Raw genomic sequence first — 19,472 nt, 5'->3', positions numbered from 1 at the left:
TTAAAATCGTTTCGGAAATTTCATGGAATATTGACCTACATTATAAGCTATTAAAAGCCATATAATTATAAACTTGTTTACAACATCGTCTATTTTTGTTTGTTCAAAAATATAGCTTGCACTAATTAAAATAATTGCAGTTGCTAACATAAAAATTAAACCTATATATTCTCTTTTCATAGACTTTTTTATTCAAAACTCTGCATCAAAACCAGTTTAGAATACATACCATCTTTTGCCATTAATTCTGCGTGAGTTCCTTGTTCTACAATTTCACCTTTTTGCATTACAATAATGTTATCTGCTTTTTGAATCGTAGATAATCTATGTGCAATTACAATAGATGTTCTGTTTTGCATCATGTTTTCTAAAGCAACCTGTACAAATTTTTCACTTTCTGTATCTAAAGCAGAAGTAGCTTCATCCAAAATCATAATTGGAGGATTTTTCAAAACAGCTCTAGCAATAGATAAACGTTGTTTTTGACCACCAGATAATTTTCCACCAGCATCACCAATATTTGTTTCAATTCCTGCTGGTAAATCATTTACAAACTCAAAAGCATTAGCTACTTTAAGTGCATCAATAATTTCTTCATCAGTTGCATCAGGTTTTCCAATAAGTATGTTGTTTTTTATTGTATCGTTAAAAAGAATAGAATCTTGAGTAACTAATCCCATCAAACCTCTTAAGGAATGAATGTTCATGTCTTTAATGTCTACACCGTCAATTTTTACAGCACCTTCTTGAACATCATAGAAACGTGTTAACAAATTGGCAATTGTACTTTTCCCAGAACCAGATTGCCCAACAAGAGCAACGGTCTTTCCTTTAGGAACAGTAATTGAAAAGTTTTTCAATACATTTTCATCACCATATCTAAAGTTTATGTTTTCAATGGTTACTTTATCATCAAAAGTGTTTTTTACAACTGCATTTTCTTTAGTGTCAACCGTATTTTCTTGTTCCAAAATTTCAAATACACGATCCGCGGCAGCAATACCATTTTTTACGGCATAAGATGCTTTTGAAATGGCTTTTGCAGGAGTTAATATATTATAGGCTAATCCCATAAAAACTAAAAATATAGCACCATCAAGAGATTTATCAACTAATACCAAACTTCCTCCATAGTATAATAAAATAGCTATAGTTATAATTCCCATTACTTCACTTAAAGGTCCAGCTAAATTATTTTTCTTACCAATTTTATTAGAAAGACTTAATAAACGATCAATAGAGCTTCCAAATTTATTTTTGAAAGTTGGCTCAGCATTATAGCTTTTTACGACTTTTAAGCCTGTTAATGTTTCTTCAACTAATGAAATCATATAACCACCTTCATTTTGTGCCTGAAGCGATTGTGATTTTAAATTCTTACCAATTTTAGAAATTATGAAGCCAGAAATCGGAATAAATATGAAAACAAAAAGAGTTAATTGCCAGCTATAAATAAACATCATTGCAATTGAAAATATAATTGTGAATGGCTCTTTAATGATAAGTTCTAATAACATAAAAAATGAATTTTGAACTTCACCAACATCACCAAGCATTCTTGCCATTACATCACCTTTTCTTTTTTCAGAATAGAATGAAACGGGTAGACTGATAACTTTATTATACATTACATTTCTTAATTTTGCTGTAACTCCATTGCGTAAATGCATCATGTGAAATGAAGCTAAGTAACCAGCAATGTTCTTAAGTAAAAAAGTAATAATTACGATAGAAACCACTAAAAGTAATGCTTTTTGAGGCGTTCCACCTTCATTGAACATTGTTACATTGTAATACATTAGATTTTCCAAGTAATCTTTAAGATGAAAGATATCTATGTATACGGGTTTTGTAGTTACTTTTTTAGTTGTGTCAAATAACACATTCATCATTGGTAACAACGTTACGTAAGATAATGTGCTAAATAGGGCATATAAAATATTGTAGAAGATATTCCAACCAATATGATTTCTAAATGGTTTTAAATAAGGTCTTAATTTTTGAATTATCTTTTTCATTCAATTAGTTTAATTGCATTGAAGCAATAATGTTTTTTATTTTGGTATCTAATTCTTTTTCTACTTCTTTAGCATTTTCAATACTGTCCAAAGTATCGTTTACACTAAAATAGAATTTAATTTTTGGTTCTGTTCCACTTGGTCTTGCACAAATTTTGCTTCCATCTTCTAAATAGTAAATTAATACATTTGATTTAGGAATGTCCAAAGCTTCAACTTCACCTGTAAACATGTTTTTAGCTGTACTGTTTTGATAATCTTCAATCATTACAACTCTTTGTTCATTTATTTCTTGCATTGGATTATCGCGCAAGTTAATCATCATTTGCTTAATTTCATTTGCACCTTCAATTCCTTTTTTCGTAATTGAAATTAAATGTTCTTTATAAAAAGCAAAGTCAACATATAAGTTTAATAATTCTTTATATAAACTACTTCCGTTTGCTTTTGCAATTGCAGCAATTTCACAAACTAATAAAATAGCAGAAACAGCATCTTTATCTCTAACTGCATCACCAACCATATAGCCAAAACTTTCTTCTCCACCACCAATAAATTCTTGGTTTGGAAAATCTTTAATGAATTTTGCAATCCATTTGAAACCTGTTAGTCCAACTTTACATTCAACTCCATAAGCGGAAGCTAAATCTAACATCATTGGAGTGGATACAATAGTTGAGCCAATGAACTGTTTGCCTGTAATCTTGTCAGCTTGTTTCCATTTTTCTAACAAAAAAGCAGTCATTACCACCATGGTTTGATTACCGTTTAGTAAAATCATTTTTCCATCTAAATCTCTAACAGCAACACCAACTCGGTCGCTATCTGGATCAGTTCCAACAACTATGTCGGCATTTATTTTTTCAGCTAAAGCAGTTGCCATAGCTAAAGCTTCTGGTTCTTCTGGATTTGGAGACTTTACTGTTGGGAAATTTCCGTCTGGAACTTCTTGTTCAGGAACAATATTTACATCATTATAACCCGCTTTTGCCAAAACAGCTGGAACTGATTTGATTGAAGTTCCGTGTAATGAAGTGTAAACTATTTTTAAGTTATCTTTTGCAGTTTGTGGTGTATTGAAACTTGCGTTTTCAACAGTTGATTTTACAAAGGCTTCATCAACATCTTTGTCTATATATTCAATTAAGCTTTCATTAGCTTCAAATTTAATACTACTGTATTTAAGATTCTCGATTATATTGATGATTTCTCCATCTTGTGGTGGAACCAATTGACCACCATCTTGCCAATATACTTTGTATCCATTGTATTCTGGTGGATTATGTGAAGCCGTTAAAACAATTCCAGCATGACAATTTAAATACTTTAGAGCAAAAGATAATTCTGGAGTTGGACGCATTTCCGAAAACAAATAAACGTGTATTCCATTGGCCGAAAAAACATCAGCCACAACTTTCGCTAAAGTGTCACTGTTATGACGACAATCGTAAGCAATGACAATTTTTAATTTTTCATCAGGAAACGATGTTTTTAAATAATCAGATATTCCTTGTGTATTTTTTCCTAGCGTATATTTGTTGATTCGGTTGGTTCCTGGACCCATTATTCCTCTCATTCCACCAGTTCCAAATTCAAGATTTTTATAAAAACTATCTTCCAATTCAGCTGGAGAAGAAGTCATCATTTCTTTAATCTCTTCTTGAGTTTTATGGTCAAAGGTTGGAGTTAACCAAATATTTACTTTATCTAATATGTTCTGTTTGATATGCATATTCTATATGTTTTCTGAAATCTTATAACGTTCTTCGTTGTTTTTTGTTCTCAAAATTATTTCACCAAGAAATCCTGCTAAAAATAATTGAGTTCCTATAATCATAGCTGTTAGAGCAATGTAAAATTGTGGTCGATTTGTAATTAATCTGCTTGTTTTATGAATAAACATTTTATCTATTCCTAAATAAAGCGCTAAACAAAATCCGATTAAAAACATTATTGTTCCTAATAACCCAAAAAGATGCATTGGTCGTTTTCCAAATTTTGAAATGAACCAAATCGTAATTAAATCAAGAAAACCATTTACAAAACGGCTCATTCCAAATTTTGAATTACCATATTTTCTTGCTTGATGAATTACTATTTTTTCACCAATTTTTCCAAAACCAGCATTCTTTGCTAGAACTGGAATATAACGGTGCATTTCACCAGATACTTCGATGTTTTTTACAACGTTATTTTTATAAGCTTTTAAACCACAATTAAAATCGTGCAATTTTACACCAGAAGTTTTTCGTGCAGCCCAATTGAAAAGTTTAGATGGAATATTTTTGAATACAACTGAATCGTATCTTTTTTTCTTCCAACCCGAAACTAAATCATAGTTTTCTTCGATAATTAAATTGTATAATTCAGGAATCTCATCTGGACTATCTTGTAAATCTGCATCCATAGTAATGATTACATCACCTTTAGCTCTTGCAAATCCAGCATGTAAAGCCTGACTTTTTCCATAATTTCTTAAAAAGCGAATTCCTTTTACGTTTTCATCTTTTTTAGAAAGTTGCTCGATTGTTTGCCATGAGTTATCAGTACTTCCATCATCTATAAAGAGCACTTCATACGAAAAATTATTCGCATGCATAACACTCACAATCCATTGATGTAACTCTGGTAAGGATTCCTGTTCGTTTAATAAAGGAATTATTATGGATAAATTCATTTAGTTAAAATTGTTCTTTTGGTTTACTTTTGAAAATAGCAGCGAAAATTAATCCAAAAATCGAACTTACTACAATATTCATAAAAAGCCCCTGAATTTGCTTACCTATACTATAGTTGTCAGATTCTTCTATTTCTTTTACGGCTTTAATAATTTCAGATGTTGGAGCTCCAAATTTTTTCATAAGGCTAGAAGTTGACTCCATAGCAACTTGCTTAACTTTTTCGGCTAACTCTAAATCGATAAGATTAAATAATATAATATTAAAAAGAACTGACATAACGACGCTTATAACCATACTAATAAAAAAAGTAGTAAAGGCTTCTTTAAATGAAAAGCTGTTATTTAATTCCTTTTTTGTTTTTGATAATAAAATTATATTTATTACTATATATAAGATTACTATAAAAAGTAATAACCACAATGAACCAAAAATGGTTAAATCAATTAAATAAGCATATAGTGTAATTGCAATAGATATTAATCCTCCAATTATTCCAAAAGTAATTCCGTTCTTTTTGATAATTTCGTTCATGGTTAGTTTGTTTTTAATTAATGTACAAATATAGAAATAATAAAGTTTACCTATATAAGTGAATAAAAAATAAAAAAAGTTACAGAAGTGCTTGTAAATTAAAAATTAAGTGTAAATTTGCACTCTCAAAATAATTAAGATTATAAACAAAAAGTTGTAGACGTTTATACCTTTTTCAATAAAACGAGAAAGCTTCAGAACGGTTTATAGCCAACAAATAAAAAAAGATTTACAAAGATGAAAAAAGGAATCCACCCAGAAAATTACAGATTAGTAGCTTTCAAAGACATGAGTAACGAAGATGTATTTATTACAAAATCGACAGTAGAAACTAAAGAAACAATTGAGCACGAAGGTGTTGAATATCCAGTTTATAAAATGGAGATTTCTAGAACTTCTCACCCTTTTTACACAGGTAAATCTAAACTTATTGATACTGCAGGACGTATTGATAAATTCAAAACTAAATACGCAAAATTCGATAAAAAATAATCGAAATTTTTCTAAATATTTAAAACCTTCCAATTTGGAAGGTTTTTTTATGGAATAAACTTTTGTAACTTTGAACTCGCAATTTAAAAATCGCAATCAACCATGAACTATATACTTTTTGACGGAACCGTTCGCAATGCATTACTGCCTTTTACTTTTACAAGGCCAGTTGCCGATATTCGAGTTGGAATTTTAACTATCAGAGAAAAATGGGAAATGTATTTAGGATACACAACAACTTCTTTGACTGAAGAATATTTAATGGAAAAATTTCCAATGGTTGAAATGGAAGAAAATGTAATGATTAATGCTTCTTTCTTGCCTAATGAAATTTTAGTAGAAATGGTTTCAAACCTAGAAACGAATCAAGCTATAGTTTATCAGGAAGAGATTGTTGCTTTCTTTACAAATGATACTCAAGAAGAAGTTGATTTTGATACGTATGATTTAATTGAGTTTGAAGATGAAATAATCCAAATCCAAAACACTTGGGATATTTTTGAGAAAAATGATATTGCCATTCGTGAAGATTTTGATTATTTAACTCAAGATAGGAAATCGCAAATCATTCCTAAGAGCGTAAACGTAATTGCACCAGAAAATATTTTTATTGAAGAAGGAGCAAAGCTAGAATTTGTGACCCTAAACGCATCAACTGGACCAATTTATATTGGAAAAAACTCGGAAATAATGGAAGGTTCTGTAATCCGTGGACCTTTTGCACTTTGTGAAGAAGCTCAAGTAAAATTAGGGTCTAAAGTATATGGAGCAACAACTGTTGGGCCACATTCTAGAATTGGTGGAGAAGTGAATAATTCAGTGCTTTTTGGATACTCAAATAAAGGTCATGATGGATTTTTAGGTAATTCTGTTTTGGGTGAATGGTGTAACATTGGTGCCGATTCCAATAATTCAAACCTTAAAAATAATTATGATGAGGTTCGTTTATGGAGTTATGAAACTGAAGGTTTTGCACGAACTGGATTGCAGTTTTGTGGTTTAATGATGGGTGATCATTCAAAATGTGGAATTAATACAATGTTCAATACAGGAACAGTTGTAGGGGTTTCAACAAATATATTTGGCTCAGGTTTTCCACGTAATTTTGTGCCAAGTTTTTCTTGGGGTGGAGCATCTGGATTCACAACGTATGTAACTAAAAAAGCTTTTGAAACAGCTAAAATTGTTATGGGTAGAAGAAAAATTGAATTCACAGAAGAAGATGCCAAAATAATGGAACATATTTTTGAGGAAACTAAAAAGTTTAGAAAAGAGTAGTTAGTTTGTAGAATTTAATATTGCTTGCCAATTTTTATTAAATATATAGATTATAATAAATATCAAAATTAATATAACACTTGTTTTTATAATAGCTTTTTTATTTTTTACTTTATTATCTTCTTGAAGTCTTGTTCTAATTTTTCGTAATAATTCAGGTGATGCTTTTTTATAGTCAATAAAATCTTCTCGATTATTAGAAGTATTTTTAAGTTTTTCTAATTTCGATTTTCTATCACGTCTATTGTTTCTAATAGAAGTAACCATACTAGATATTGCTCCGCCACCTGACATAATTTTGAGTTTAGTAATTATACGCAATTTTAATAAAAATGTTACAATTTTAAATCTGTGACAGTTTTGTTTTAAAAAATTCTTAAATTTGCAATCTCAATTTTTTGACAACGATTTCATCAATTGAGTTTACTTATGGAAAACAAAAAAAAAGTCGCATTCTACACTTTAGGATGCAAATTAAATTTCTCCGAAACTTCAACAATTGCCAGAAGTTTTCAAGACGAAGGTTTTGAACGTGTAGATTTTGAAGAAGTAGCTGATATGTATGTTATAAATACTTGTTCGGTTACTGAAAATGCAGATAAACAATTCAAGCAAATAGTTAAGAAGGCATTAAAAGCCAATGACAAAGCATTTATTGCAGCTGTTGGATGTTATGCGCAATTAAAACCCGAAGAATTAGCTGATGTAAATGGCGTTGATTTGGTTTTAGGAGCAACAGAAAAATTCAAAATCACAGATTATATTAATGATTTGTCTAAAAATGACATGGGTGAAGTGCATTCCTGTGAAATTGAAGAGGCTGATTTTTATGTAGGAAGTTATTCATTTGGGGACAGAACGCGTGCTTTCTTAAAAGTACAAGATGGTTGTGATTATAAGTGTACTTATTGCACAATTCCATTGGCTAGAGGAATTTCTCGTAGTGATACTATGGAAGGTGTTTTAAAAAATGCTGCCGAAATTGCTGCTAAAGGAATCAAAGAAATTGTTTTAACGGGTGTAAATATTGGTGATTACGGTAAAGGTGAATTTGGAAATAAAAAACACGAACATACTTTTTTAGATTTAGTAACTGAATTAGATAAGGTAGAAGGAATTGAACGTTTGCGAATTTCATCCATAGAGCCAAATTTATTAAAGAATGAAACCATTGAATTGGTTTCAAAATCAAGAGCTTTTGTACCGCATTTTCACATTCCTTTACAATCTGGGAATAACGAAGTTTTAAAGAAAATGAAACGTCGTTATATGAAGGAATTGTATGTGGATAGAGTCAATAAAATTAGAGAAGTGATGCCTCATGCTTGTATTGGTGTGGATGTAATTGTTGGTTTCCCTGGTGAAACTGATGAACATTTTCTTGAAACATATCATTTCTTAAATGATTTAGATATTTCATATTTACACGTTTTTACATATTCAGAAAGAGATAATACTGAAGCTGCCGAAATGGATGGAGTAGTGCCGAAGAATGTTCGTGCAAAGCGAAGTAAAATGTTACGTGGATTATCTGTTAAGAAACGTAGGGCTTTTTATGAAAGTCAAATTGGTACAAACAGAACTGTTTTGTTCGAAAGCGAAAATAAAGAAGGGTACATTCATGGATTTACCGAAAATTACGTCAAAGTAAAAACTCCTTGGAATCCTGAATTAGCAAATACTTTACACGAAATTAAATTATCTAAAATTGATGATGATGGTAGTGTAAGACTTGAGTTTTTAAATGTTGAGGTTTAAGGAATCATTATAAATTAACATATAAAAAAAATGCTCTTAATTTAAAAGAGCATTTTGTTGTTGTTTATATTTTTAATCCAGGAGGAAGTAATTCTCTATAACGTCTATTTTTTCTAAAAAACTTTATAAGTCTTAAGTGTGTCGGTACAACCTTTAATTTTCTTTCTTCGGCAATTGCTAAAACATTTTTAATAAATTCATCTTGTATTTCAATATCAAGATTTTCATTTTCGCAAAATTTTGTTAAAAAAATTTTACGGTCTTGTAATGAATATTCAATGGCAACTAAACCGGTGTCAGTTGTTATTTCAAATTGTCTTAAAAGTTCGTTATCTTTGATTTCCATTTTAAATATATATTGTTTTACAAAGTTACGAAACTTTTTCACATATCCCATGAGTAAGATACCAGTTTATTTAATGCCAGGTTTGGCTGCAAGTTCAACTATTTTTGAACATATAAAATTGCCAGAAGAAAAGTTTGAAGTTTTTTATTTGGAATGGTTTTTGCCATTAGATAATGAGTCAATTGAGGATTATGCTTTTCGTATGACTAAGGAAATAAAACATAAGAATCCAGTGTTAATTGGAGTTTCTTTTGGCGGAATTATAGTGCAAGAAATGGCATTACTTATAGAAACAAAAAAAGTAATTATTGTTTCGAGTATAAAATCGAATGCAGAATTACCCTTGCGAATGAAAATTGCAAAGTCTACAAAAGCCTATAAAGTTATTCCAACGCAGTTAATTTCTAATATGGATGCATTGGCGAAATATGCTTTTGGCGAGAATTTAGTCACAAGACGTTTAAAACTGTATGAAAAATATTTGCAAATGCGTGACAAAAAATATTTGGATTGGGCAATAGAAAACGTAATTTTATGGCGGAGAACGAAACCTGATGAAAATGTGATACATATTCACGGTGATTCAGATGCAGTTTTTCCAATAAGACACATTAAAAATAGTATTGTAGTGAAAGGTGCAACGCATATTTTAGTGATAATGAAGTATAAATGGCTGAATGAAAATTTACCCAAATTAATTTTAAACAATGAAGAAGATGAACCAAAAACTTAAAAAAGCGTTACAAATAACAGGAATCATGGCTATAAGCAGTATGTTTATTTATGCAGCTTCCACTACAATAGCTAGAACTAGTCCTACGGTACCTTATCCTACACTAATGAATTTTTCTGGAGAAACTGTTCCAACAACTGACAATGATGTAAGTGAGCGTTTAGATAGAGAAATGGTTACGAATATTAATTATCATTCGAATACAACTCTTGTAATTAAACGTGCAAATAAAGTATTTCCTATAATCGAGCCTATTTTAAAAAGAAATGGAGTTCCAGACGATTTTAAATATTTGGCCGTAATTGAAAGCAGTTTAGTAAATGCAGTTTCGCCAGCTGGAGCAAGAGGAGTTTGGCAATTTATGCCAGCAACAGCAAAAGAATATGGAATGGAAGTTACAGATCATGTTGATGAACGTTACCATTTAGAGAAGTCAACAGAAGCTGCTTGTAAATATTTAAATGATGCTTACAAGAAATTTGGAAACTGGACACTAGTAGCAGCTTCTTATAATGGTGGAATGGCTGGAATTAATAGAGTTTTAGAAGCACAACAAGTTTCAAGTTATTACGACGCTTTGTTCTATGAAGAAACAGGTCGTTATGTATTTAGAATTTTAGCTTTAAAAGAAATCATGAAAAATTCTCCAAAATATGGTTTTGATATTCCTCAAAATGAACTTTATGTTAATATACCTACTAAAAAAGTAGTAGTAGAAAATTCAATAGATGATTTAGCTGTGTTTGCTAAAGAACAAGGAACAAATTACAAAACAATAAAAGTTTTAAACCAGTGGTTAAGAGATAAAAAATTAACAGTTCCTAGTGGAAAAACTTACTTGATTGAAGTTCCAGAATAAAAAATTATTGAGTAATTAGTTAACCGATTTTAGTAAAGAGAAATCAAGTTTTCTAAAACTCATTGCTGTTCGGCTTGAGTAAACGGATTAAAATAGAATTAAATAAAAAATCACAAACTAGTTTATCTAATTTGTGATTTTTTATTTTCTGCTAACTGCTAACTACTAACTAAATCTTCTTCAATTGTTGTTTTAGCATTACAATCTGTTCTTTCAACATATTGTGTTTGTCTAGCTTTTTAGCTTCATTCAAATATTTAGTAGCTTCTATTTTTCTTCTTTTTGTTAAAGAAATTCCGGCTAATTGCAACTTAGCTAGGGCTAAATCCTGATCCATACTTAAACCTAGTTCAATAGCTTTCTTAAAATATTTTTCAGCTAAAGTTAAGTTTGTTTGAGAAACCATAATCCCGTTAAGGTAATTATAGTAACCTTGTTGTTTTCTGACTAAAGCAGTTTCTGGGTTTTTAATTTTATCTAGCCAAGCCTTTGCTCCATCCATGTCTTGTTTTCTCAATTTCAAGAAAGCCAATAAAATCAACTCATTCTTAAAATATAAGAAAATAAAAATTGTTGAAAAAAGGAGTAAGAAAATCCCGTTTCCAATATTACCTTCTATAAATTGATATATAGCGAAAGCAATGATTAAACCTGCTAAAATTAATTTGATATTCTTGTTAAACATACTGTATTTTTTAATTTGAAGCAAAGGTAATAAATTCTAACTAAAAAATATTTTAAAAACTACTTGTAAATGAAAAAAAGCTTTGTATATTTGCACTCGATTTATAGGAAGCTATAACAAAAAAATAAATATAGATTTTAAAGATATAAAGCAATGAGCAAGAGAACGTTTCAACCATCGAAAAGAAAAAGAAGAAATAAACACGGGTTTATGGATAGAATGAGTACTCCAAACGGAAGAAAAGTCCTTGCGCGTAGAAGAGCAAAAGGAAGACACAAGTTGACTGTATCTTGCGAACCAAGACATAAAAAATAATGATTAGCTACTAATCAATATCAAGCCGTTACTTTTATTAGTAGCGGCTTTTTTTTAAACTTGTTTATAAAATTTAATAAGTTTCAAATCTCAAAGCTTCAAAATTCAAGTAAAGAGATTATTTTTGAGCATACAACTTAACTACACAATAACAACTAACAACGAATCTGAAACAAGTTCAGATAAAACAACACACTACAATGCCAAAAGACAATTCAATCAAATCGGTTTTAATTATAGGTTCAGGTCCAATTGTAATCGGACAAGCTTGTGAATTTGATTATGCAGGTTCACAGTCAGCACGTTCTTTACGTGAAGAAGGAGTTGAGGTTATTTTGATAAACTCAAATCCTGCAACCATCATGACAGATCCTTCAATGGCTGATCATGTATATTTGTTGCCTTTAACTACAAAATCATTAATTCAAATCTTAAAAGAACACCCGCAAATTGATGCAGTTTTGCCAACAATGGGCGGACAAACGGCTTTAAATCTTTGTTTAGAAGCTGAAGATAAAGGGATTTGGAAAGATTTTAATGTAAAAATGATTGGAGTTGATGTAAATGCAATAAACATCACTGAAAACAGAGAACAATTCAAACAACTTTTAGCAAAATTAGGAGTTGGAGCAGCACCAGCTAAAATCGCAACTTCATTCTTGCAAGGAAAAGAAATTGCTCAAGAATTTGGATTTCCATTAGTAATTCGTCCATCGTTCACTTTAGGAGGAACTGGAGCTGCATTCGTGCATACTAAAGAAGAATTTGACGAAAAACTATCTTATGGTTTAGAAATGTCTCCAATTCACGAAGTACTTATTGATAAAGCGCTTCTAGGATGGAAAGAATATGAATTAGAATTACTTAGAGATAAAAATGATAATGTAGTTATTATCTGTTCTATCGAAAATATGGACCCAATGGGAATTCATACTGGAGATAGTATCACAGTTGCACCTGCAATGACATTATCAGATACAACTTTCCAAAAAATGCGAGATATGGCCATCTTAATGATGCGTTCTATTGGAAATTTTGCAGGTGGTTGTAACGTACAATTTGCAGTTTCACCAGATGAAAAAGAAGATATAGTTGCAATTGAAATTAATCCAAGGGTTTCTCGTTCATCAGCTTTAGCTTCAAAAGCTACAGGTTATCCAATTGCAAAAATTGCTACAAAATTAGCTCTAGGATATCATTTAGATGAATTACAAAATCAAATTACAAAATCAACTTCGGCTCTTTTTGAACCAACTTTAGATTATGTAATCGTGAAAATACCACGTTGGAACTTCGATAAATTTGAAGGAGCAGACAGAACACTAGGACTTCAAATGAAATCAGTTGGTGAAGTGATGGGAATTGGACGTTCGTTCCAAGAAGCGCTTCATAAAGCTACACAATCGTTAGAAATTAAACGTAATGGACTTGGTGCTGACGGAAAAGGATATAAAAACTATGAACAAATCATAGAAAAACTAACTTTTGCAAGTTGGGACAGAGTTTTCGTAATTTATGATGCAATTGCGATGGGAATTCCATTAAGCAGAATTCACGAGATCACAAGAATTGATATGTGGTTCTTAAAACAATATGAAGAACTTTTTCATATAGAAAGAGAAATTTCGAAATATAAAGTTGATACTTTGCCAAGAGAATTATTGCTTGAAGCGAAGCAAAAAGGCTATGGCGACAGACAAATTGCTCACATGATGGGTTGTTTAGAAAGTCAAGTTTATAAGTTAAGAGATGAGCAAAATATCAAAAGAGTTTATAAATTAGTTGATACTTGTGCTGCTGAATTTGAAGCTAAAACACCTTATTATTATTCAACTTTTGAAGCTGAAATTCAAAAACCAGACGGAACTATATATGTTGACAATGAAAGTGTAGTAACGGATAAAAAGAAAGTAATTGTTTTAGGTTCTGGTCCAAATAGAATCGGACAAGGAATTGAATTTGATTACTCATGTGTGCATGGAGTTTTAGCGGCTAAAGAGTGTGGTTACGAAACCATCATGATTAACTGTAATCCTGAAACGGTTTCTACTGATTTTGATACAGCTGATAAATTATATTTTGAACCAGTTTTTTGGGAACATATTTACGACATTATTCGTCATGAAAAACCAGAAGGTGTTATTGTTCAATTAGGTGGTCAAACGGCTTTAAAATTAGCTGAAAAATTATCAAAATATGGAATTAAGATATTAGGAACTTCATTTGATGCACTAGATTTAGCTGAGGATAGAGGTCGTTTTTCTGAATTATTAACAGACTTAAATATTCCTTTTCCAAAATTCGGAATTGCTGAAAGTGCTGAACAAGCTTCAATTTTAGCAGATACTTTAGATTTTCCATTATTAGTTCGTCCTTCTTATGTTTTAGGTGGACAAGGAATGAAAATTGTAATCAATAAGCAAGAATTAGAAGAGCATGTAATTGATTTATTAAAGTCAATTCCAGGAAATAAATTACTATTAGACCATTATTTAGATGGAGCAATAGAAGCTGAAGCTGATGCAATTTGTGATGCTGACGGAAATGTCTACATAATTGGAATAATGGAACACATTGAGCCTTGTGGTGTACATTCAGGTGATAGTAACGCAACTTTGCCACCATTTAATTTAGGTGAATTTGTAATGCAACAAATAAAAGAACATACATACAATATTGCAAGAGCTTTAAAAACAGTTGGATTAATAAACGTGCAATTTGCTATTAAAGATGATACTGTTTATATCATTGAAGCCAACCCAAGAGCTTCAAGAACGGTTCCTTTTATAGCAAAAGCTTATGGTGAGCCTTACGTAAATTATGCTACTAAAGTAATGTTGGGGCATAATAAAGTTACTGACTTTAAATTCAATCCACAATTAAAAGGATATGCAATTAAGCAACCTGTTTTTTCTTTTAGTAAGTTTAAAAATGTAAACAAAGCTTTAGGACCAGAAATGAAATCAACTGGGGAAAGTATTTTGTTTATTGATGATTTAAAAGATGATCAATTCTACGAATTGTACTCAAGACGTAAAATGTATTTGAGTAAGTAATATAAATAGAAGTCCTCGTAATTGGGGACTTTTTCATTATACTCTAAAAAATGTGCGAGTAGCACATATACATCTTTTTCTGATGAGATAAGTAATTTTTTACCTGATTTAATAAACTGAGTTTTGTACTAGATTTTCCGCTATATTTCGTTTAAATCATTTTTAAAATGAATACTTTATGGTTGAAATTATTATTCTATAGTAATTATTTGTCCACAACTAATTTCGTGGTTATTAATTTTATAAATTAGTTTTTCTTTTTGTAATTCAAAACCCGCTCGTACCACACCATTTATTCCTTGATTAGAAATTGCAACGATATAAAAAAGATGTGAGTCATTTTGTGAAATACTTGTTGTAAATTCGGTCGGTTTGTCAATGTTTTTATCTAAAAATAATTTTAAATCCAAACCATAATTTGGTAAGGGTTCTTTTTCAAGTGTCATTTTTTCAATTGGAAAATACAAATTAAAGTTTACATTTGGTGAAGAAGGAATAATGAATGAATCACTCGATAATTTTATTTTAATTTCTAAGTTAGTGTCAGTTTCATTTGTTATACAAGTCCAAAATATTGCAAAAACATATTCTTTACCATTTTGTGCGGTATATTTTTGTCCCCCTTTTGGATAACTATTCTGAATCGTAATAACTTTATTTATAGAATCATCGTATTTAAACTCGGTATGAAACTTTTGTCCCATTACTGTGAAGAAAGAAAAAAATATTGTAAAAGTGATTAGTGATTTCATCAGTTTGTTTATGTTTTTTGCTTGCACACGTCATTTTTCGGCTTTGGGTCGAATGTTTGTGATTGATACCTGACCATAACAAATATAGATAAAATTCTGGTTCATAGTGGCTTTTCTGGAAGGAAAACCAAGCCTAAGTCGTTGAACAAAAACGTTGTTAGCGGTAGTTTATTGTTTATAAAAGAAATGTCCCTTTTCTATAATATCCTCCCAATTTTCATTTGTTAATTTTTTAACTTTAAGCTCTTTGAATAATTTTTTAGGACCTTGAATAGTCATTGTATATTGGTCTCTATTTTTTTTGTTTTTCTCATTTACTGCGTAAATTAAACGATATTCATTCTTTTCTATAATTTTTTCAATATAAGGTGTTAAAAATTCACTTATAGCTTTTGGGCTCGAAAATTTTGAAGATTTTTTAAATTCAATCTCAAAACTACCTTCGTATTTAAATTGTGGCGAGTAATCAAACAAAAAGTTTATATTTTTTTTCTGTTCGATTAAATAATTTTCATATTCTGTTTTGGAACTAAATACTTTAACTTCATGAATATAATTAAATGTAAAATTTAAGTTTAAATCTGATATTTGCTTTAAGTCAAATTTATATGTTTTCCATCATGAGTCATTGCACTTTTTAGAGTTGGATTAATTGTCCAAGAACCAATTTCTTTATTGTTTTTTACAACTGTTAGTTTAAAGTTTGGTTTCTCTGATGAATTTGGAACTTCATTTCCTAACTTTATATTTTTTATAAAGTCAATAATTTTGGTCGAATCTTCAATTATAAAATTATACATTTCATAAGTTTTACTTTTATCGTAATGAGGAATTCTACCAATAATTTTTGTTGTATTGTCTACTTTTAAAGAGTCGAAAAGTGTTTTTTGACCAATTACAAAATTTGGAATAAAAGTTATAATAATAAATAGAAATATTGTTTTCATTTGTTGTATTAAGTTATTGAATTCTCCATGTTGTTTTATTATTGCTCATAACGGTTTGCGGCTTTGTTTCAGTGGCTTTGATTAGTCACTGACCAAAGCAAATATAAAACAAAATTACGAATCATAGAGGTTTTTCCGAAGGAAAAACCAAGCCCAAGCCATTGAACAAAACCGCTGTTGTGCGTAGTATTATTTTTTAGAGTAAAGATCTTCGGCTTCTTTTCGAGACTTTTCGAAAATATCTTCTCCAAATTTTTTCAACACCAACTCTTTCATTGTTTTTAAATAACATTCAGAATAGTCGGTAATTACACAGCCTCCATTTCGTGTTATAATACCATATTTTTTTTTGCGATAATCATTAATGAATTTATTCAATTCAGGATTTGTTTCGAACATAAGTCCGTATGATAAGCATTTATAAGTCCCTTTTTCAGCGTCAATTTTAGCGTCTTCTATTCCTTTTTCACAAGTTACTTTTGTCCAAACAATCGAATCTTTTTCGGTTTTGTTTTTTTCTTGACCGTAAATCAATCCAAATGTTAATGTGAATATAAAAGTTAAAAATGTTTTCATATTGTAGGGTTTCTAAATATTACGCACAACGTTTTGCGGCTTTGTTTCAGTGGCTTTGATTAAGCACTGATCAAAGCAAAAATAAAACAAAATTACGAATCATAGAGGTTTTTCCGAAGGAAAAACCAAGCCCAAGCCATTGGACAAAACCGTTGTTGTGCGTTCGTTTTTATTCTATTTCTTTAAGTTTTTCTAATGTGTTTTTTAGCCATTCCTCATTAACAGTCTTTAATTTTCTATTTACAGAAATTTGTTTTTCTATAAGTTTTATAAAATCTTTGTCTTGAAATTCCTCAATTGCTTCTAAAATTAAAGAACCAAATTCATCTATTTTTTTAAGCTCTTTAATTAAAATTTCTTTTATTTTAATATCTTTTCGTTTAGCTAATCCAAAAATTGCTTCTTCTCTAGTTATTTCATCATTATCATTCACTCTTTCCCACAAAGCTCTTCTAATTTCGGAATTATCTATTTCAATTTGAGTACCTAAACCAAAAGTTGCCCAATCTCTAATATCAGAATCTTTATCATTACTCAATTCAATAAGCGTCTTGATTGCTAAATTTTCTGTTTTTGATAAAATTGCAGAAATAAGACTGTGTTTTATTAGAACACTTCTATTTTTTTTGAAAGAACAGATAAAATTGATTTGGTTGACTGTTAAGTTTTCATTATTATGTCCAATTGCGTAGAGAATAGAACTTAAAACTTTTTTATCTTTTTCAGTTTTTAAAAGTTCAAAAAATCTTTTTAGTATAATTTTTTTATGCAATCTTGGATAACCAAATTGAGCTAAAACATTTATTCCAATTATTTTTTCTTTTATATTTTCAGATTTTGTGAATAAAAAAGATTTTTCAAATATGTCTTTAGATTTTCGTTTTCTTAATTCACTAATATAATTCCAATAATTCCTTGTTGACTTATTTTTCAATAATCTTTCAAAGATTTTTTCATTAGAATAATTAGTTATTTTTTTCAAAATACGGTTGATTTTTATTCGTTACGCCCAAAATGACGCACAACGGTTAGCGGCTTGTGGCAGTTGCGTAAATTTAGCACTTAATTTCACAAGTACAAAACTCCTAATGAATTTTCGGAGAAAATTCAAACAAAGACCAAGCCAAGCAATTGCTACAAACCGTTGTTGTGCGATGTTTTTTTTATTTATCAATTTCTTGGATTAATAATTTCCCTAAAGTTTCATCTTCTATTTCGACAAAATAAACTCCTCCAATTCCTATTTGTACGCTATTTCCTAAATATTGCTGTTCTTCATAATGATTATATCCAATATTTTTTCGAGTTAAATAATTATTGGTTTCTTCTTTATTATTTATAAGATATTCTACATATTTTAAAATATCAAGAATTTTAATTCTGTCAGCGTAAATTCTCACAGATAAACCACTATTATTAGTTTCTGATGAGATTTGAGATTTAAAACCATTAGCTAATTTGAAATTAGAATTATTATACTCTAAAATATATAAATCGTCAGAATAATAATCTGTGTAATCTTGAATATATTCAACAAAAATAGTGTCTTTGTAATTGAGATTCTTTGATAGTTTTTCAGATAATTTACCTATAATTTTAATTTTATCAATATCAGAATAATCAAATCCGGTTCTCATATAAACTTTTACATTTCCATAGGTTTCAAAAAAAACTTTGTCTTTATGAGCAAAAGAATTAATTGAAAAAAGTAGTAAAATTAAAATTTGAATTTTTGTTTTCATTTCGGTTTTTCATAGCTGACGCACAACGTTTTGCGGCTTTGTTTCAGTGGCTTTGGTTAGACACTGACCAAAGCAAATATAAAACAAAATTACGAATCATAGAGGTTTTTCCGAAGGAAAAACCAAGCCCAAGCCATTGAACAAAACCGCTGTTGTGCACAGTTTTATATAGTTTCAATATTTTTAACTATTCGATTTATTAATTCAACACTAAAATAGCCATTTTCAGTTTTCTCATTAATTGGTTCAAAATTGATTTCAAAATTTGTATTAGAATCTAACAAAGGACAAATAAAAGATATATAATAATTATTTCTCCAATTTTTATACATGGAAAATTTACTTTCTGATTCAATCAATTTGTCAACTTCAAAAGAATAAACAGAATCAAAATTTTCAATAAAATATTTTAATTCAACTTTTTGTGATGGATTTATATTATTATAATTTCCTTCAAGAATTATGTACGTTTCATTTTTAAAACTTCCAATCTTCTTATTAAAACTCCAACTTAAAGATTTAGCTATATCTTTTTTTCGAGTCTTTTCACTTTCTATTTTACCAAAAAAATCATCTTGTCTTATAATTTTTTCTCCAAAAAGTAAATCTAAAATACCCATATTTTTTCGTGTAGTTTTTTAATTGTGCACAACGTTTCGCGGCTTTATTTCAGTTTTGCTGATTGATAACCAAGCCTTAACAA

At 29.7% G+C, this 19,472-nt stretch carries 22 protein-coding genes; 7 read left to right on the top strand and 15 right to left on the bottom strand.

Annotation, left to right across the window (positions count from 1 at the left end):
• The 5 genes from AAC008_RS13630 to AAC008_RS13610 are packed head-to-tail and all read right to left on the bottom strand — an operon-like array spanning position 1 to position 5,230.
• Positions 1 to 180: a hypothetical protein gene (locus tag AAC008_RS13630; RefSeq protein WP_339889941.1), complete on the bottom strand. Its 180-nt coding sequence runs from the start codon at positions 178 to 180 to the stop codon at positions 1 to 3.
• 8 nt (positions 181 to 188) lie between these two features.
• Entirely contained in the window at positions 189 to 2,018 is a 1,830-nt protein-coding gene (locus tag AAC008_RS13625; RefSeq protein WP_339889939.1) for an ABC transporter ATP-binding protein, read from the bottom strand.
• A 4-nt stretch (positions 2,019 to 2,022) separates the two neighbouring features.
• Positions 2,023 to 3,750: a phospho-sugar mutase gene (locus AAC008_RS13620; protein WP_339889937.1), complete on the bottom strand. Its 1,728-nt coding sequence runs from the start codon at positions 3,748 to 3,750 to the stop codon at positions 2,023 to 2,025.
• A gap of 3 nt (positions 3,751 to 3,753) precedes the next feature.
• Entirely contained in the window at positions 3,754 to 4,695 is a 942-nt protein-coding gene (locus AAC008_RS13615; protein ID WP_339889935.1) for a glycosyltransferase family 2 protein, read from the bottom strand.
• A 4-nt stretch (positions 4,696 to 4,699) separates the two neighbouring features.
• A complete protein-coding gene (locus tag AAC008_RS13610) occupies positions 4,700 to 5,230 on the bottom strand; it encodes a DUF4199 domain-containing protein (protein WP_339889933.1) in 531 nt (176 codons plus the stop codon).
• A 237-nt stretch (positions 5,231 to 5,467) separates the two neighbouring features.
• Between AAC008_RS13610 and AAC008_RS13605 the strand changes: the two genes are divergently transcribed.
• Together AAC008_RS13605 and AAC008_RS13600 are read left to right on the top strand one after the other, a co-directional pair.
• Positions 5,468 to 5,722 (top strand): type B 50S ribosomal protein L31, encoded by a 255-nt coding sequence (locus AAC008_RS13605; protein WP_026716933.1) that lies wholly within the window; start codon positions 5,468 to 5,470, stop codon positions 5,720 to 5,722.
• Positions 5,723 to 5,824: 102 nt separating this feature from the next.
• Positions 5,825 to 7,000, top strand: a complete 1,176-nt coding sequence (locus tag AAC008_RS13600) for a GlmU family protein (RefSeq protein WP_339889931.1) — start codon at positions 5,825 to 5,827, stop codon at positions 6,998 to 7,000.
• On the opposite strand, the gene AAC008_RS13595 is transcribed toward AAC008_RS13600, so the two are convergent.
• Positions 7,001 to 7,294: a hypothetical protein gene (locus AAC008_RS13595; RefSeq protein WP_339889929.1), complete on the bottom strand. Its 294-nt coding sequence runs from the start codon at positions 7,292 to 7,294 to the stop codon at positions 7,001 to 7,003.
• Positions 7,295 to 7,429: 135 nt separating this feature from the next.
• Here AAC008_RS13595 and mtaB point away from each other — a divergent pair, with 135 nt between their 5' ends.
• Positions 7,430 to 8,758 (top strand): tRNA (N(6)-L-threonylcarbamoyladenosine(37)-C(2))-methylthiotransferase MtaB, encoded by a 1,329-nt coding sequence (gene mtaB, locus AAC008_RS13590; protein WP_339889927.1) that lies wholly within the window; start codon positions 7,430 to 7,432, stop codon positions 8,756 to 8,758.
• 64 nt (positions 8,759 to 8,822) lie between these two features.
• Here mtaB and AAC008_RS13585 read toward each other — a convergent pair whose 3' ends face one another.
• A complete protein-coding gene (locus AAC008_RS13585) occupies positions 8,823 to 9,104 on the bottom strand; it encodes an N-acetyltransferase (RefSeq protein ID WP_339889925.1) in 282 nt (93 codons plus the stop codon).
• Positions 9,105 to 9,153: 49 nt separating this feature from the next.
• On the opposite strand from AAC008_RS13585, the gene AAC008_RS13580 reads away from it, so the two are divergent.
• The gene (locus tag AAC008_RS13580; protein ID WP_339889923.1) at positions 9,154 to 9,837 is read left to right on the top strand and encodes an alpha/beta hydrolase; all 684 of its coding nucleotides are present in this window, start codon (positions 9,154 to 9,156) and stop codon (positions 9,835 to 9,837) included.
• Entirely contained in the window at positions 9,821 to 10,696 is an 876-nt protein-coding gene (locus tag AAC008_RS13575; protein ID WP_339889921.1) for a lytic transglycosylase domain-containing protein, read from the top strand. Before AAC008_RS13580 ends, AAC008_RS13575 begins: the two co-directional genes overlap by 17 nt.
• 169 nt (positions 10,697 to 10,865) lie before the next feature.
• Here AAC008_RS13575 and AAC008_RS13570 read toward each other — a convergent pair whose 3' ends face one another.
• Positions 10,866 to 11,381 (bottom strand): DUF2892 domain-containing protein, encoded by a 516-nt coding sequence (locus tag AAC008_RS13570; RefSeq protein ID WP_339889919.1) that lies wholly within the window; start codon positions 11,379 to 11,381, stop codon positions 10,866 to 10,868.
• 153 nt (positions 11,382 to 11,534) lie between these two features.
• Here AAC008_RS13570 and rpmH point away from each other — a divergent pair, with 153 nt between their 5' ends.
• Positions 11,535 to 11,696, top strand: a complete 162-nt coding sequence (gene rpmH / locus AAC008_RS13565; protein WP_035665819.1) for a 50S ribosomal protein L34 — start codon at positions 11,535 to 11,537, stop codon at positions 11,694 to 11,696.
• 200 nt (positions 11,697 to 11,896) lie between these two features.
• Complete coding sequence (gene carB, locus AAC008_RS13560; protein ID WP_339889917.1) at positions 11,897 to 14,752, top strand: carbamoyl-phosphate synthase large subunit; 2,856 nt, start codon at positions 11,897 to 11,899, stop codon at positions 14,750 to 14,752.
• 191 nt (positions 14,753 to 14,943) lie between these two features.
• On the opposite strand, the gene AAC008_RS13555 is transcribed toward carB, so the two are convergent.
• The 7 genes from AAC008_RS13555 to AAC008_RS13525 form a co-directional block, all read right to left on the bottom strand.
• Complete coding sequence (locus tag AAC008_RS13555) at positions 14,944 to 15,504, bottom strand: hypothetical protein (protein WP_339889915.1); 561 nt, start codon at positions 15,502 to 15,504, stop codon at positions 14,944 to 14,946.
• A 168-nt stretch (positions 15,505 to 15,672) separates the two neighbouring features.
• Positions 15,673 to 15,978 carry a hypothetical protein gene (locus tag AAC008_RS13550; protein WP_339889913.1) on the bottom strand — a complete coding sequence of 102 codons (306 nt, stop codon included), beginning with the start codon at positions 15,976 to 15,978 and terminating at the stop codon, positions 15,673 to 15,675.
• A 119-nt stretch (positions 15,979 to 16,097) separates the two neighbouring features.
• Entirely contained in the window at positions 16,098 to 16,451 is a 354-nt protein-coding gene (locus tag AAC008_RS13545; protein ID WP_339889911.1) for a hypothetical protein, read from the bottom strand.
• Positions 16,452 to 16,640: 189 nt separating this feature from the next.
• Positions 16,641 to 17,027, bottom strand: a complete 387-nt coding sequence (locus AAC008_RS13540; RefSeq protein WP_339889909.1) for a hypothetical protein — start codon at positions 17,025 to 17,027, stop codon at positions 16,641 to 16,643.
• A 169-nt stretch (positions 17,028 to 17,196) separates the two neighbouring features.
• Complete coding sequence (locus AAC008_RS13535; protein WP_339889907.1) at positions 17,197 to 18,009, bottom strand: hypothetical protein; 813 nt, start codon at positions 18,007 to 18,009, stop codon at positions 17,197 to 17,199.
• Positions 18,010 to 18,190: 181 nt separating this feature from the next.
• Positions 18,191 to 18,769: a hypothetical protein gene (locus tag AAC008_RS13530; protein ID WP_339889905.1), complete on the bottom strand. Its 579-nt coding sequence runs from the start codon at positions 18,767 to 18,769 to the stop codon at positions 18,191 to 18,193.
• 164 nt (positions 18,770 to 18,933) lie between these two features.
• Positions 18,934 to 19,389: a hypothetical protein gene (locus tag AAC008_RS13525; protein WP_339889903.1), complete on the bottom strand. Its 456-nt coding sequence runs from the start codon at positions 19,387 to 19,389 to the stop codon at positions 18,934 to 18,936.
• Between the last annotated feature and the right edge of the window lie 83 nt (positions 19,390 to 19,472).

This window comes from uncultured Flavobacterium sp. (genome assembly GCF_963975515.1).
In the GTDB taxonomy this organism is placed as follows: Bacteria; Bacteroidota; Bacteroidia; order Flavobacteriales; family Flavobacteriaceae; genus Flavobacterium.
Note: the sequence above shows the minus strand (reverse complement) of the source record. Positions and strands in the feature narration are given on the sequence as shown.